Below are 15,286 nucleotides of genomic sequence, written 5' to 3'. Positions count from 1 at the left end.
GCCCGTTCCTCCTTCTCGCGCCGGGCCCACCCGTTGACGAGTGGGCATGCGCCCACCATAGTGGGCGCATGCCCACTTTACCCCCGGAGCTAGCTCACCGCTCCCGGAACGAGAGCCATCAACATCGGGACGTGGCCGAGTCGTTCGGCTCGGACGCCGAACGCTACGACCGGGCCCGGCCCCGCTATCCCCAAGCCCTGGTGGACCGGATCATCGCCGCCGGCCCGGGCACCCCCGGCCCCGACGTTCTCGACGTCGGATGCGGCACCGGGATTGCCGCCCGGCAGTTCCAGGCGGCCGGCTGCAGGGTGCTGGGAGTCGAGCCCGACGCGCGGATGGCCGGCCTGGCGCGGCGGCTCGGCGGCCGGGTCGACGTAGCGACGTTCGAGGCCTGGGATCCGGCCGGCCGGGAATTCGACGCGGTCGTCGCAGGCCAGGCCTGGCACTGGATAGACCCGGTGGCGGGAGCGGCCAAGGCCGCGCGGGTGCTGCGGCCCGGCGGCCGGCTGGCGGCGTTCTGGAACGTGTTCCGGCTTCCGCCCGAGGTGGCGGAAGCCTTCGCCACGGCGTACCGGCAGGCGATGCCCGACTCGTCCTTCGACCTCCGGGCGGTGCGGCACACCCTGGACGTGTACCAGGCACTGTTCGCCAAGGCCGCCGACGGGATCCGTGCGGTGGGCGGGTTCAGCGCCCCGGAGCAGTGGCGATTCGACTGGGAGTGGACCTACACCCGGGACGCGTGGCTGGACCAGATGCCCACCCAGGGTGCCCTCACCCGGCTCCCGCAGGACAAGCTGGCGGAAGTGCTGGCCGACGTCGGGGCCGCCATCGATGCGATGGGCGGCGGCTTCACGATGCGCTACACGACGGTCGCGGTCACCGCGACACTGTCGCCGCCGGCCGCGTCCCATCACCCCGATTAGTCCGATATTCGCATTGTGCGTTATGGCGGTCGCGCCGCGGGCAGGCATATGCCAGCCGGGCGCGAACGGCCCGCTGTCCGCTCCACCGACAGGAGGGTCAGGTCATGACCGGGATGCCCACCGCCTCCGGGGACTCCCCGGAGGCGCTGCCGGACTGTGCCACCGACCCCGTCGCGTCGCTGGTGGCCGAGTTCGTGGAGAAGCGGATGGGCGGCCGGATCTCGCAAGGGCAGGATCCGGTCCTGCGGCCGGTCTTCGTCAAGTACCACGGTGTCGCCCGCGGCGTGCTCACGGTCGCTCCCGGGCTCCCGCCGGAGCTGTGCGTCGGCTTCCTCAAGGCCGCCGGGGAGCAGGAAGGCGGCCTGACGGCCTGGGTGCGGTTCTCCAGCGACGTCCTGCCGGACCGGCCGGACCTGCGCAGGACCGTCGGCGTGGGCATCAAGCTGTTCGACGTGCCGGGGCCCAAGCTGCTCGAGCAGGAGAGCCGGGCGGACACCCAGGACCTGATCCTGCAGAACCACGACGTGTTCTTCGTCGACACGGCCCGGGATTTCTGCGAGTTCCAGCAGGACCCCGTGGCGTACCGGCGCGACCACCCGGTCACCGACCAGATTCTGCGGGACATGCGCAAGCTCGAGGAGAGCGTGCTGACCGCCACGTACTGGGGCGTGCTTCCGTACGCTTTCGGTCCCGGCCGGTACGTGAAGTACAAGCTCGTGCCGGCGGGCTGCTCGGCCGGTGACCCCCAGGCGGCTCCGCCGGAGGAGAACCCCTCGTTCCTCCGTGACGATCTACGGCACCGGCTGTCCGCGGGCGAGGCCGCGTTCGATCTGATGCTGCAGTTCCGGGCGGATCCGGCCCGCATGCCGCTGGACCGCGCGACCGTGCGCTGGGAGGAATCGGAGAGCGCCCCCGTGCGGGTGGCGCGGCTGACCCTGCACCGGCAGGACACCGCCGCCCGCGGCCAGGACGCTTACGGCGACAACCTCGCCTGGAACCCGTGGCACAGCCTGCCCGAGCACCAGCCGGTCGGCAGCCTCGCAGAGGCCCGTAAGGTCGTCTACCGGGCCTCCGCGACACGCCGCCGCGACGCGAACGGCGTCCCTACGGCCGAACCCGGTCCGGCGCGAGGGGTGTCCACCGAGCCGCACGGTCGTGACACCCGGATCGTCCGGGCCGCGGTGCACCCCGCGATCGGCGTGGCCCGGATCGGCGACAGCGCCGACGAGTTCTTCCTCGGCCCCGAGGTGGACGATTCCCCTCCTCTGCCCACCGGGAACTACAAGGACGCGACGGGGGCGCTCAAGCGGCAGGCCGCCCGCTTCCGCGTGTACGGCTACAACGCCGCCGGTGAGGCGGTCGCCGAGCTGACGTCGGACAACGCCGACCTCCGGTGGACCGTGCACGTGGCCAACAAGAAGGCCGCCTGGTACCAGTTCCAGCTGGCCCTGGACATCCCGGAGGCCGCCCAGGCCGCCGCGACCACGCCGCGCAATGCCGCGGTCGCCGACGACCAGCGGCACCGGCTGGTCATCGACCCCGGGCCCCGGTCCGTACGCGGCGCCAACCGCTCGGGGAAGCCCGAATACCGCTTCGACACGGGCACCTTCATGGACAAGCCCGTCTACCTCGGCGAGCTGCGCACGGACGCCGTCGGCCGGCTGGTCTTCCTGGGCGGCCGCGGAGTCTCCGCCTCCTTCGAGAACAAGCCGGCGGGGCACTTCGCCAACAACGACACCTGGCACGACGACGTCTCCGACGGCCCGGTGACCGCCGAGGCCCGCATCGACGGGCGCACCGTACCCGTCGATCCCGCCTGGGTGGTGGTCGCTCCGCCGAACTACGCGCCGGACCTGAAGTCGGTGCGCACGATGTACGACCTGATGCGCGACACCTTCGTGGCCGCGGGGACGCTCGCGCCGCCGCAGCGGGTCTCCTTCACCCGCGAGATCCTGCCGCTGCTGCGGCGCCTGTGCGATCTGCAGTGGGTCAACCGCGGTATCGCCGCCCACTTCGGACACGCCGGGCGTGAACACCTCCTCGCCCCCGACCGGCTCGCCCGGCTGGCCGACCCCCACCCGCGGAACGCCGAGCTGCGCCAGCAGATCTGGGCGACGATGCGCGAAACCGACCGCGACGGCCTCTCCCCCGTGCCGTGGCCGGCGATCTACGGGGACGCGATGAGCGTACGGCCCGTCTCGGCCCGGCAACACCTGACGCTCACTCCCCTGCAGTACCGGCTGCTCGCCCGATGGGCCGCCGGGGACTTCGACGCCGACTACGACCCGGCGGCCACCCCGCCCAGGACCCTCGACGAACTGCCACTGGCCGAACGCCCCGGGACGCTCGACCGGGCCGTCCTGTCCTACTGCGTGGCCGACGCCTTCCACCCGGGCTGCGAGTTCACCTGGCCGATGCGTCACCCCACCATGTACGCCGCGCCCTTCCGGCTGCGGCACCGCGATCCCGCCGCGCCCGAGCCCGCGTACGGCACGACGCTCACCCCGCAGACGGCGCTCGCGGTCGACGGCCCGGTGTACGCGCAGGGGCCGGGCGATCTGACCCGGTGGATGGCCGTGCCCTGGCAGACCGACACCGCACGCTGTCGTTCCGGCTACTACTTGGGCTTCGGGCCGCGGTACGACCCCTACCTCCCCACCTTCTGGCCGGCGCGGGTGCCCAACCACGTCCTGACGGAGGCGGACTACGAGACCGCCGTCGACACTGCGCTCACCGCCGAAGAACGCCGAACCGCGTTCGAGAACCGGGCCGTCTGGGACCGGTGGCTGCCCGCCACCAGCGCCGTCGCCCAGATGAACGCCATGGTCAAGGACTTCGGCAGGCTCGGCATCCTCGAGCGGCGCGACGGGGCGTCCGACGACCCCGAGCTCCCCCGGACGATGCTGGTGGAGTCCGAAGTGGGCTTCTCCCCCGACCACGCACCGTCCGACCGGCGCAATCTGGTGTGCCTGCACGTTCCGGGGGCCGCCGACCCCGCCCGGCGGGACGAGGCCGTGGACTCCGCCCTCGTCGGCACGGATCTGCCCGGTGAGGAAGTGCTGGCGGGATACTTCGAGAAGGTCGTGCGCTTCCCGGACGGACGGTGAGCGGCGGCACCGCCCGTGCCCCGGTGGCCGAGCGCTTCGAGGCGGTGGTGGCCGGTGCCGGCCCCGCGGGCGCGGTGGCGGCCCTGACCCTGGCCCGGGCCGGCCGCCGCGTGCTCCTCGTCGACGACCGCATTGGAGGGCCGGAGGCCGCACAGCTCAAGGTCGGGGAGACGCTGCCGCCCGCGGCTCGCCCCTTGCTGCACGACCTGGGGTTGTGGGCGGACTTCACGGCCGACGCGCACCTACGGTCCACCGGAACCCTCGCCTGCTGGGGGTCGCCGGAACTCCATGGCCGCAGCCATCTCTTCGACCCCAACGGCCACGGCTGGCACCTCGACAGGCGCCGGTTCGACGCCTCACTGCGCGATGCCGCGGTGGCCGCGGGCGCGGAACTCCGGCAGGCCACCGTCGTGAAGTACCTCGCCCACGGCACGGACCGACGGCTGTTCATCCGGCACGAAGGCCTGGTCGAAGAGCTGCACAGCCCCTGGGTCGTCGACGCGACCGGCCGTCGCGCCGTCATCGGCCGCGGACAGGCCGTACGCCGGCGACAGGACCGGCTCATGGCCGCCTTCGCCCTCTTCCCCCACCCGGCAGGAAGCGGCCGGGCAGCGGACGAGGAGCTGCGTACGCTCGTGGAAGCGGTGCCCCAGGGCTGGTGGTACACCGCCAGGATTCCCGCCGGGCGGCTCGTCGCCCACCTGACCGACGCCGACCTCACCGACCCCGCCCTGCGCACCCCCCAGGGCTTCCTGGCCCGGGCCGGGCGCACCCGTCACCTCCGCACCCGCCTGGCCGGATACGCCCCACCCGCCACCGCACCGCGCTGGACCCCCGCCCACGGGCTGCGCCTCACCCCTCCGGCAGGACCGGGATGGATCGCCGCGGGAGACGCTGCCCTCGCCTTCGACCCGCTCTCCTCCCAGGGAATCCTCACAGCCCTGCACACGGGAGCCCGCGCGGGCCACACCGTCGACCTGTGCCTGCGCGGCACCCCCGAGGCCCTCTCGGCGTACACCACGTTCCTCACCCGCATCGCGGACGCCTACCGCGACCACCACGCGCACGCCTACGCCCAGGAACACCGCTGGCAGGCACATCCCTTCTGGCGGCGCCGCAGCCGACTCGGCTGATCCGCACCCCGCCGGCACGAGCCCGTCATGCGGCAGCGGTGACGGGACGGTCTTGCGGACCTTGTCACCTGGCTCGAAGTGATCGAACGTCGTGTACAGGCTGTTGTACTGCGCGCATGACAGATCAGAAGCAGTGCGCGGTGGTCCGTACCGGGCAGTACGAAGGCATCCAGGGCGGCACGTTCGGCGCGGGGATCAGCGCCGAGTCGGCGGGGTCGGAGCGGCTGTGCCTCCACCGTCTGGTGATGCCCGCCGGCACCCGGGGGCGCCCTCACCTGCACGAGGGCCACGAATCAGCCATCTTCGTCCAGTCCGGCCTGGTCGAGGTGTGGCACGGTGAGGGTCTGGCCCAGCACGTGGTGCTGCACGCGGGCGACTACATCTACATCCCCGCCGACACCCCGCACATGCCGGTGAACACCGGCACGGAGGACATGGTGTGCCTGGTCGCGCGAACGGACCCGAACGAGCAGGAGGGCGTGCGGCTGCTGGACCTGCCGTCCTGGCTGGAATCACAGCTCGGTCCGCTGCTCGTCGGAGTCGGCTGAGCCGCACCGAGCGTGACGGCGGGCACGCTCCGTCCCAGGGGCTGGGCAAGGGCCTCAATTCCTAAGACAATCCGGGAAGCTCAAGGAGATGGTCGTTCCCCAGCCCCGGAGTAACAGGTGCCGACAGAAGTCACGTTGTATCTGACCCCGGAGGAGGCTGCATCCGGGGTCACCAGAACCGTCGGCTTACCGACGGGGACGGCCACCATTCGCATCCCCTCCGTCCGGGACGGGAGCCTCGTCAAGGCCGCCACCGAACACGGGACGGCGTACATCCGGATCCGCTTCAGAAGCGCGCCGCCGCCAGGGCCGAGGCCCTCCCCCAGCGGGCGCCAGGTGGCGAAGCCGTTGCTCGTCCTGGCCGTACTCGGCACGCTGGTCGCCGTCATCGTGGCGACACGGAACGACGACGCGTCACCCAAGGCATCCGGCCCGCCCAGTCCCAGCCCGCGCCCGGTCCACAGTGGCGGCATCCTCCGCTCCGCCCCTGCCGTCGGCCACGACGCGCATCCGACCCCTGACGACACCCCGTACCGGACCGGTACCTGCCTCGGCGGAACGATCCCCGACTCACGGACTCCGGTCAGCGTGAAGAACGTCAACGTGGTCGCCTGCGGCTCGTCCGACGCCCACTACCGGGTGATCGAGACCTTCCACGGCACGACCGACCTGAACAGGTGCAAGAGCAACACGGATACGCAGTACGCCTACTCGTCCGAGAGGACGCTGGGCGGGCGGACCATCAGCTCGATCGTCTACTGCCTGGTCGGCCTCGGCTCCTACGCACGGTGAGGTCTTCGGCCCGCCTCACGCCGGCCCTGTGGTGTCCGTCCCCGTCGGCATCAGCTCGAGCGCGCTGAAGGCCTCCGCGACCCGCGACCGTACGCCCGCGTCCAGGTCCAGGCTCCGCCTGTCGCCGCTGTCCAGCCTGCGCAGGCGGTCGACGGCCTCCTCGAGGTGGTGGGCCCCACCGCCGAGCACGACCCACTTGCCGACCTCCGGGTGCATGACCAGGGCGGCGTCCCGGTTCTCGGCGTCGGTCGTGGGGCGGTCCACCCAGATGTCGCAGGTGCCGGTCACCGCGACCGGCAGGCCACCGGCCGACCACGCGACCGTCACCGTCACGGTGTGCCGGCCCGGTCGTTCGAGCGGGAAGCCGTCGGAGCTCCAGAAGACGCGGTAGTCGGCGGACAGAGAGGCACCGGGCTCCAGCGGGGCCAGCTTCGCTTCCTCGCAGGTGATGACGAACGGGCGGACCGGCCTGTCCTCTCCGCTCTCGTCGACGCACGACATGGTGGTGAACAGCGCCTCCATGCGGACGTCGTTGGGAACCAGCAGGGGGGCACCGGAGGTGTTGGTCAGCTTCCACGAGACGGTGACGGGAGCGCCCAGGGGCGCGTGGCCTGTCTCGGCGCCGACCTCGAGCTTCAGCTCGTTCGGATGGAAGAGGTTGCGGTCGGACGCCTGCGGGGCGCCGACAAGGGTCCAGCCGCCGAACGGCCAGCCGCCGGGCCGCACCACCGGGTCGGGCATGTGCGCCAGGTGGTTGCGCACGGTGGTGTTGAAGCCGAGGTTGATCTGGTCGGGGAACACCCCGGGCGCGCCGGTGGTGGGTCCGCCCAGGACGTCGGCCACGCTCGGCGTGGTGGTCATGATCGAGTTGTCCGGCGCGGTCTCTTCCTCCTGATGGATCTGGTTGAAGGCGTGGGTCACCTCGTGCGTGGCCGAGCGGAGGTAGGCGCGCAGCACGTTGCGCTGCAGCTGATTCTCGGCGGTCCCGAAGTTCGAGGAGCTGGAGCCGGGGTAGCCGTCGTCGCTGAAGCTGGCGGACCCCTCGCGCGGCACGTCGATCTGGTCGTACATGACGCCGCGCGAGCAGCCCATGGTCGCCGGGACGACGACGAGGTGGGTGCGCCATTCGGCGTCGAGATCGGTGGTGGCCTTGCGCACGCCCGCCATGAGCGCGTGCAGGTCGCCGGGCGACCAGCAGGCGCTGGGATTGACGCCGGTGGGCGCCGGGATGTCGACCTGGTCCTCGGCGCGGTCGATGGTCAGCTGCCAGCCGGCCGTCGCGTAGACGGTGTCGAAGAATTCCGTGCCGGTGCCGGCCGCGTCGGGTACCGGCTGGGGGGCGACGGCTCCCCTGAGGGTGTCTATCTCGAGTACGGCGCGGCGCAGGAAACTCGAGGTCCAGGTCAGGCTGACCGAGCCCCGGTCGGTGCCGCCCTCGAGGACGCGGCCTTCGAACCTCGGTCCCGAGGGGAACGGCGTGGGGAAGGTGCTCGGCACCGGGTTGAGGACGAACGTCAGGGAACGGCTGGGCGAGAACGGGAAGGAGCCCTGGAACGAACCCGTCGCCGGCTGCGTGTAGTCGAACTCGTCGACGTCGACGGTGACCTGGCACGGCTGTCCCGGCGGGGCGACCCGGGGCACCACCAGGCGTGTGCCCTTGAGGTAGGAGCGGTACCGGTCGCGCGGGAAGACCGGGATCGGCCGCGGGAGGGGGAACGGCGAGGTCCCCCGGCTGGCCGCCGCGGCGGCGGACTCGCCGGGGGCGCCGGGGAGCACCGGGGCGTCCTGGTCGAGTACGGCGCCGACGGCCGCTCCCGGGCCGCCGCCGGCCGGGTTCACCACGGATGGAGGCTGCCGGTACAGGTCACCGCTGACGATCACCCCGTCGGGCCCGGCGGACGGTGCCGCCCGGTCGACGCGCAAGGTGCCGACGGTGCTCTGGAAGGAGGCCAGGTCCGGGCGGATCGTCACCTGGTAGCAGCCGTCGGGGAAGTCCAGGCGGCACGGTAGCGGCGACGGGAACGGCGGCACGGCGGGGTCGTCGGCGCTCCCGCGCTGCGTGCCCGGCGCGCCCGGCAGCTCGTCCTCGACCGTGATGGGGGCGGCGACCGGGGCTCCGGCCGGCGCCACGTCGGCGCTGTTCGGCAGCAGGCGGGGGTCGACGTAGGGCTGCGGTTCCCAGTCACACATGGTGCCCTCCTGGGGTCCGGTGCACGCGATGGTCCGCTGTACGGGATGGTCCGGTACCCGGGCTGGACAGGCCCCCCGCCTTTACGGATCCCCCTCAACCTCCCCCGGCCTCCCCCCGCCCCCTCGGCTCCGGGTACACCCGGGGGGTAATCGGGCCGGGTGCACCGGAGATCTCCCGACCGTCCCAGCCTGCGCCGGGCGAGGGAGCGCGGCAACATGGAGAGGCGGACCCCTGGCAGGGGCGCTCCGGCCGCCTGCCGGAACACCGACGTCTGCCCTGCCGGACACCACCGACGACCGGCCTCACCATGACGGATGCGGGCGCGTCCGAGCCGCGACTCATCTCGGGCCGCTGGCGCCGCGTCTCCGGCTCCGAGTGCGCCCGCGCATACCCGGCCGAGCTCACCATCGGCCCCGGGACCCGGTAGCTCGGGAGGTGCGACCCCGACCGGGGGTTGCCGGTGTGGGACGCGGGCACGGCCTGGATGCCGGACGGGACGACGCTGGTGATGAGCACGTCCAGCGACGAACTCGTCAGCTGCGCGATCGAGGTCACCGCCGACCGCTTCACAGTGACCGCGCCGGACGGCTGCGTGGTCATCTTCGAGCGGCAGGCCTGACCCCGGCTACCCACGGCGTTCCGTACGCGGAGTCCCGCAGGTGACCGGCAGTGCCATCGTCTCCTGGTCCCGGACAAGCCGGCCACTGTCCCGGACAGAGCTGTGACCAGCCCGAACGGTAACCGGCCTGTCCGGGACAGTGCTCCGCTGTTGCCACGCCCCGTATCGGCCGGAGCACACTCATGGGCGGCGTGGCGCTGACGATCCGGTCCACGTCGCAGGTGAGAACTGTGTTCGTTCCGTAGATCGGCGGAGACGAAGGGAGAACGGTGTGAAGCCAGGAATATCCGTGGCTGCCGCGGCGGCCCTGTTGGCCGGGCTGACCGCGGCACCCGCGGCGCAGGCCGCGCCTACGACCGCGGCGACCACTTACTCGATCAGCGGATCCATCGAAAACAGCGCTTACGCGTCAGGGACGTACAGCTACTCCAAGGACGGCGCAACCGGCGAAGTGCCTTCCTACCGCGCGAAGTTCAACGGCCATGTCGAGCTGGTCTGGCCGTCCGCCGTGGACTCGGCGTGGATCCGGGTCACCTACGACTATCTCGACTGGTTCGGGCAGTGGCATACCGACGGGCGTGTCGACGTCGAGCCGGTGGCCGCGTCGCCCAACCTGTCGGTGAGGGCCCAGTGGAGCGACGACAAGGTGGCCAACGTCCGCTTCAACCTCTGCTACCTCAAGGACCGTAACCAGCCGCCTACCTGCGTTCGGATGACGAAGTGAGGGGGGCAAGGAAGACCGCGGCCTCGGCACGTCGGCCTCGAACGGCGAAGCTGCGCGGAATCGTCATCACGGCGCTCCTGGCTCTGGTCCCGGTGCTCGCCACCCCGCACACTGCGCAGGCCGACACCATTTACCGGGTCCACGCGGGCGGCTACGAGGAGAAATCCAACGCGGAGGGGTTCTACCGTTACTACAAGGACGGATCGGTGGACGGCAAGACCACCTACACCGCGTCCTTCGACGGTGAAGTGGGTCTGTCGAACGACTGGACCATCACCGCGTGGGTGCGGGCGACATACGACTACGTGAACTTCTGGGGGAACTGGGCCTCCGACGGGCTGTCCGACGTGAACCCCAAGGCGGGGGAAGACGGAGTGCTCCGGGTCCACGTCAAATGGCGGAACACCAAGGTGGCCAACGTCCGTCTCTGGCTCTGCCGCCAAGGTCCCGTCACGCGGCTCGCCTGCTACCGGATGAATAGGTCCTATTAGGCGGCCGGGCGGCACGTCCCGAGCTGGACGAGCCGCCCGGAACTCCGCCGGTCCGACGCCGCCGCGAAGCGAGAGCTGTGGTGCACGACGGCGCACCGTGGCCGGCTCGTCCCCGTGTACGGTCTGCCCGGCCGTCAGGGGCCGGGGGCCAGCTCCTGCCAGAGGAAGGTGTACGTCAGGGCCTGGGTGAACGCGGCCTGTTCGTGGTCGGACGCGCCGCTGTGGCCGCCGCCGGGGTTCTCGTGGAAGAGCACGCGGTGGCCCATGTCCCGCAGGCGGGCGGCCATCTTGCGGGCGTGTGCGGGATGCACCCGGTCGTCCCTGGTGGACGTCAGGAGCAGGACCGGTGGGTAGAGGTGGTCCGCGCGGAGGTTGTGGTACGGCGAGAGGCGGGCCAGGTGCGCGTGGTCCTCGGGGTCGTCGGGGTCTCCGTATTCGGCGATCCAGCTGGCTCCGGCGAGCAGCCGGTGGAAGCGCAGGAGGTCCAGTATCGGGACGTGGGCGACGACGGCCCCGAACAGGTGGGGGTAGCGGGTCAGCATGGCGCCCATCAGCAGTCCGCCGTTGCTGCCGCCCGTGGCGCCCAGCTTCGAGGGGACGGTGATGCCTCGGTCGACGAGGTCCCGGGCGACGGCGGCGAAGTCCTGGAAGGATCGTTCCCTGCCGGCCTTGAGGGCGCTGCGGTGCCAGCGCGGCCCGTATTCTCCGCCGCCCCGGATGTTGGCGACGACGAAGGTGCCGCCCCGGGAGAGCCAGGCCCGCCCGGTGATGCCGCTGTAGTAGGGGGTCAGCGAGGTCTGGAAGCCGCCGTAGCCGGTGAGCAGCGTGGGGCCTTCGGAGGCGTCCTCGCCGATCACGAAGTACGGCACGCGGGTGCCGTCCCGTGAGGTCGCGAAGTGCTGGCGCACGGTCATTCCGGCGGTCTCGAACCACGCGGGGGCCCGCTTCACCGCTTCTGTGCCCCGCCCGATCTCGCCGCGGTAGAGGGTGGACGGCCGCAGGTGGCCGGCGACGTCCAGGAAGTACTCGTCGCCCGTGTCGGGATCGGTGTCGGTGACCGTCACGGATGCCAGGGGCGGTACGTCCGTGAGCGGTTCGTGGGACCAGCCGCCGTCGGGGTAGGGGGTGAACACCTCCACGCGGGTGGCCACGTCCGTGAGGGTTTCGACGATCAGGTGGTGGCGGGTCCAGGTGTAGCCGACGAGCGAGGTGCGGGAGTCCGGTGTGAACAGGACGGTCGCGGTCCGGTCGCCGGTCATGAAGGAGTCGAAGGGGAAGGCGAGGAGTGTCCCCGCCGGGTATTCGAGCCAGGGCGACTCGGGGGTGACCAGCAGCCACTCGCGGTGGACGTCCTTGCCCGCGTCGTCCGGTACGTCGATCTTCACCGGAACGCCGTGGTCCGTCAGCAGGAACATCTCGTGGTGCCAGAAGTCCGCGTAGCGGGCGGCGAAGTCGCGCTGGAACCCCTCGGTGGGGTCGTGCCAGGCCGCGGCGCACAGGTCCTGCTCCGCCACCTCGTGGACCGGTTCCGCGTCGGCCAGGGGAACGCCGCGCCGCCAGCGCCGGACCGTACGCGGGTACCCCGATTCCGTCATCGATCCCGGGCCGAAGTCCGTGCCGACGAAGACGTGATCGTGGTCGATCCAGCAGATCTGCGTCTTGGCCTCGGGCACGTGGAAGCCGTCGTCGACGAAGGCCTTGGCGTCCAGGTCGAACTCGCGCACCACGACGGCGTCCGCGCCGTCGCGCGAGAGCTTGACCAGGGCGCGGCGGAAACCGGGGTGGAGCAGCCGGCATCCGTCCCACACCCACGGCTCCCCCTCGGCCGCGGCCAGCGCGTCGAGGTCGAGCAGGACCTCCCACACCGGCTGGTCCTCGCGGTACTCCTCCAGCGTCGTGCGGCGCCATTGGCCCCGTACGGAGCCGGCGTCCTGCCAGAAGTTGTAGAGGTGGGGGCCGCAGCGGCCGACGTAGGGGATCCGGGAGGTGTCGTCCAGGACCTCCCGCAGCCGTGCCGTCAGGCGCGGGAATCCTGGGGCGCCGGTCAGCCGCGCGGTGGTCTCGGCGTTGCGCTCGCGCACCCAGGCGAGCGCGGCGTCGCCCGTGACGTCTTCCAGCCATGCGTAAGGATCGTCATCGATCATGTACCGCCCCTCCCCTGGTGGCGCCGGAGCGCGCCGAGCAGCATCACAGCAAACCGTGGTTCATCCAGAGGAGTTGGGCAAGGGAGCATCGGGAGCGGAGCCGAGGCACGCGTGGCGGCGACGAGCTCCGTGCGGCGCCGTCAGTACCGCAGGGCCCTGCCGACCTCGGCGCGGATGTCGCCCGAGACCTTGTGGGTGCCGTGGACGGTGGCCTTGCCGTCCTTGCCCGGGGCGACGTCGGAGAGGGTCACCACGGCGGCGTCGAGGAGGTTGCCGTCCGTGTCCTTGAACTGGACCAGGACGGCGAACGACTTGGCGGAGTCGGCGGTGTTGTGCGCGACCACTTCGACGGTGGCCCGTCCGTCGCTGCCCGTCGTCGGTGTGCCGAGTGTGACCTCGCCCTTGGCGTCGACGCCGTTGTGCACCTCGTCGAGCTTGCGCCGGGCCTCGGCGGTGGCCGACGCCAGGGCCGCCGCGCCCTGCGAGGCGAGGGAGGCGGCGGCGGACGATGCCGCCGACGCGATCTTGTGCCCGTCGCCGGGTTTCCCGGAGTCGTCCGAGCAGCCGGCCGTAGCCGTGAGCATGACGGCCGCCAGTGCCAGGCCCGCCGCGCTCCGCGTCCGTCGCGCCGAGCGCTCCTCCCGCATCCTCACGTGGCCTCCACCAAGCTCGCTGATCGTCACCGTCTTCCGGCTTCCAGTGAAGAGCCCTCGTGCCCTCGCCCGCGTCATCGCGGACGCGACAGGACGGCGGTTCACCCGGGCGGCCCAGCGGAGGGCCGGTTCGCCGATAGTCCCCCGCGCGGACGGACGGAGGGGAAGAATCGGCGGCGGGACCATCAGACGGGGCGGGCTTGAGGCCCACCGGACCGGGGAGGTGGCATGAGCGTCCCGGGCAGCGAGATCGTCGTGGCGGTGGTGGGCATCGCCGGCACCCTCCTGTCCGCGCTGCTCACTCAGCGCAGCGCGGACCGCAGCAGGCTGCGGGAGCTGGAGCAGGCGAACCGGCAGCGCGTGGAGGAGCGGGAACACGCCCTGCTGCAGGCGCGGTTGGAGGCGCGCCGCGCGTGCTACGCCTCGCTCAACGCGGCGGCCCTGGACTATCTGACCGTGCTGTCGAACTTCAGCTACGCCCTGGAGGCGGGGAACGTCTCGGACGAGATGCGGTCGGGGCTGGACCAGGCCCGCCGTGATCACCGGGCACGTCACGCCGACGCGCAGATGCTCCTTTCGGACACGGTGATGGCGGCGACGGACAAGGTGAGCAAGGCGGCGGGCCTGATCTACGGGGCGCTCAAGCGGCTGGACGGCGGCACCCCCGGGCCGGAGGACAGCATTCAGGCGATCCGGGAAGGCATCACGGCGCTGTGGGACCACCTGTGGGTGATGCGGCGCGACATGCGGCTGGACGTCGGCGTGGGGACACCGGGCGAGGACTGAGGGGAACGGGCCGGGCCAAGTGCGCTGCCGCCGGGCCTGTTCGGCGCCGGCGGCAGCCGCCGGACGGCAGCGGGTCCGGCTCAGCCTTCGGGACGGGTGAGCACGGCGGCGAACAGGCCTCGGGCGCGGGTGCCGTCCGGCAGGTCCCAGGAGCCGGCGACGTGGCCCGCCACGCCCTCGGGGAGGGGGGCCTCGCCGTCCGGGCCGGGGCTCAGAACGCGGTGCAGGCGGAGGGTGGCGCCGTGCCGGGCGGGCAGGTCGGTGCCCTCCGGGCCGTCGGTGACGAGGGCGACGTCCGCCGGGGTCAGGCCGTCGCCGGTGAAGGAGCGGGTGACGTCCCGGTCGGGGGTGTCGGTGGTGTTCTGGTCCTGCGCCTCGGCCCGGCCTTCGACCAGGGCGAACAACCGGTCCACCAGCACGGGGTCCTGGCATCCGTCGTAGACCCAGCGCTGCCCCAGCACCCCGTGCCGCATCGTTCCGATGAGGGCCCGGTCCGCCCCGTCCAGCGCTGCACCGCGGTAGGTGAGCGGAACCAGGTACGTGGCCGGGCGGGCGCCGGAGGTGTCGGTGACGACCATGAACTCGATCCCGACCTCGCCCTGCGGATCGTCCAGCCGGAAGCCGCCCGCCTTGGCCAGGCGCGGCTCGGCCGCGCCGCCGCCGTACCACGGGCGGGAGGGAAGCCAGGAGGTGAGCAGCTCGAGCTTGGTCGGCTCGAGGGTGGTGCGGTGGATGACGGCCATGCGGTGCGTTCTCCTTCGCGGGGCGGAGGGCTGATCCCTCCCACTCTTCCACTTCCACCCGTGCGTGCGCGCCGGTGGGGCACCGGAACGGAACCCGACAATCCGACGCATCACGCATGGCTGAAAAACATCTACCTGTTTTGGTCATTGAAATGCGGCGTGATGACCACCCCGTCACGCCCCTCCGGCCGTCGACGTATCCCGGAATCAGGGACACCACGTCTCAACACGCTTACGTCATAAGGGACTGGAGGTGACCGCGGCATGCGTCGCTCCGCATCAAAACTGATGGTCAGGGGGCGTTTCTCGAGGTAGGGGCGAACGCGGCACGGGCCGCGGCGCGGGGATCGACCCGTCCGTTGTTCAAACAGCGCGCTAACTTTCAGGTCATCCTCTCGGCCACCGTTGACCGGTTCATGGCCAGCCCCTACT

Annotated in this window: 12 protein-coding genes; 8 read left to right on the top strand and 4 right to left on the bottom strand. The window is 71.7% G+C overall.

Going from position 1 to position 15,286, the window contains the following annotated elements:
- Positions 1-68 precede the first annotated feature (68 nt).
- The 5 genes from IE295_RS14890 (at position 69) to IE295_RS14870 (ending at position 6,503) form a co-directional block, all read left to right on the top strand.
- Positions 69-923 (top strand): class I SAM-dependent methyltransferase, encoded by an 855-nt coding sequence (locus tag IE295_RS14890; RefSeq protein WP_190064105.1) that lies wholly within the window; start codon positions 69-71, stop codon positions 921-923.
- Positions 924-1,027: 104 nt separating this feature from the next.
- Positions 1,028-4,030 carry a LodA/GoxA family CTQ-dependent oxidase gene (locus tag IE295_RS14885; protein ID WP_190064104.1) on the top strand — a complete coding sequence of 1,001 codons (3,003 nt, stop codon included), beginning with the start codon at positions 1,028-1,030 and terminating at the stop codon, positions 4,028-4,030.
- A complete protein-coding gene (locus tag IE295_RS14880; protein WP_224323262.1) occupies positions 4,027-5,163 on the top strand; it encodes an NAD(P)/FAD-dependent oxidoreductase in 1,137 nt (378 codons plus the stop codon). The genes IE295_RS14885 and IE295_RS14880 overlap by 4 nt, the downstream gene beginning before the upstream one ends.
- Before the next feature lie 116 nt (positions 5,164-5,279).
- Entirely contained in the window at positions 5,280-5,711 is a 432-nt protein-coding gene (locus IE295_RS14875; RefSeq protein WP_190064103.1) for a cupin domain-containing protein, read from the top strand.
- A gap of 336 nt (positions 5,712-6,047) precedes the next feature.
- A complete protein-coding gene (locus IE295_RS14870; protein ID WP_190064102.1) occupies positions 6,048-6,503 on the top strand; it encodes an LppU/SCO3897 family protein in 456 nt (151 codons plus the stop codon).
- 15 nt (positions 6,504-6,518) lie between these two features.
- Here the strand turns inward: IE295_RS14870 and IE295_RS14865 are convergent, their stop codons facing one another.
- Positions 6,519-8,693, bottom strand: coding sequence for a hypothetical protein (locus IE295_RS14865; protein ID WP_190064101.1), 2,175 nt, complete (start codon positions 8,691-8,693; stop codon positions 6,519-6,521).
- Positions 8,694-9,602: 909 nt separating this feature from the next.
- Here IE295_RS14865 and IE295_RS14860 point away from each other — a divergent pair.
- The gene (locus IE295_RS14860; RefSeq protein WP_190064100.1) at positions 9,603-10,037 is read left to right on the top strand and encodes a hypothetical protein; all 435 of its coding nucleotides are present in this window, start codon (positions 9,603-9,605) and stop codon (positions 10,035-10,037) included.
- Positions 10,034-10,528, top strand: a complete 495-nt coding sequence (locus IE295_RS14855) for a hypothetical protein (RefSeq protein WP_190064099.1) — start codon at positions 10,034-10,036, stop codon at positions 10,526-10,528. Before IE295_RS14860 ends, IE295_RS14855 begins: the two co-directional genes overlap by 4 nt.
- 134 nt (positions 10,529-10,662) lie before the next feature.
- Here the strand turns inward: IE295_RS14855 and IE295_RS14850 are convergent, their stop codons facing one another.
- On the bottom strand, positions 10,663-12,672 hold the full coding sequence (locus IE295_RS14850) for a prolyl oligopeptidase family serine peptidase (RefSeq protein ID WP_190064098.1): 2,010 nt from the start codon (positions 12,670-12,672) through the stop codon (positions 10,663-10,665).
- Between the two features lie 140 nt (positions 12,673-12,812).
- A complete protein-coding gene (locus IE295_RS14845) occupies positions 12,813-13,319 on the bottom strand; it encodes a hypothetical protein (RefSeq protein WP_190064383.1) in 507 nt (168 codons plus the stop codon).
- Positions 13,320-13,553: 234 nt separating this feature from the next.
- On the opposite strand from IE295_RS14845, the gene IE295_RS14840 reads away from it, so the two are divergent.
- On the top strand, positions 13,554-14,111 hold the full coding sequence (locus IE295_RS14840; RefSeq protein WP_190064097.1) for a hypothetical protein: 558 nt from the start codon (positions 13,554-13,556) through the stop codon (positions 14,109-14,111).
- 80 nt (positions 14,112-14,191) lie between these two features.
- Here IE295_RS14840 and IE295_RS14835 read toward each other — a convergent pair whose 3' ends face one another.
- The gene (locus IE295_RS14835; protein WP_190064096.1) at positions 14,192-14,854 is read right to left on the bottom strand and encodes a maltokinase N-terminal cap-like domain-containing protein; all 663 of its coding nucleotides are present in this window, start codon (positions 14,852-14,854) and stop codon (positions 14,192-14,194) included.
- Positions 14,855-15,286: the final 432 nt, after the last annotated feature.

This window comes from Streptomyces griseocarneus (genome assembly GCF_014655595.1).
GTDB classification, from domain to species: Bacteria; Actinomycetota; Actinomycetes; order Streptomycetales; family Streptomycetaceae; genus Streptomyces; species Streptomyces griseocarneus.
This window is presented reverse-complemented; position numbering and strand designations above follow the sequence as displayed.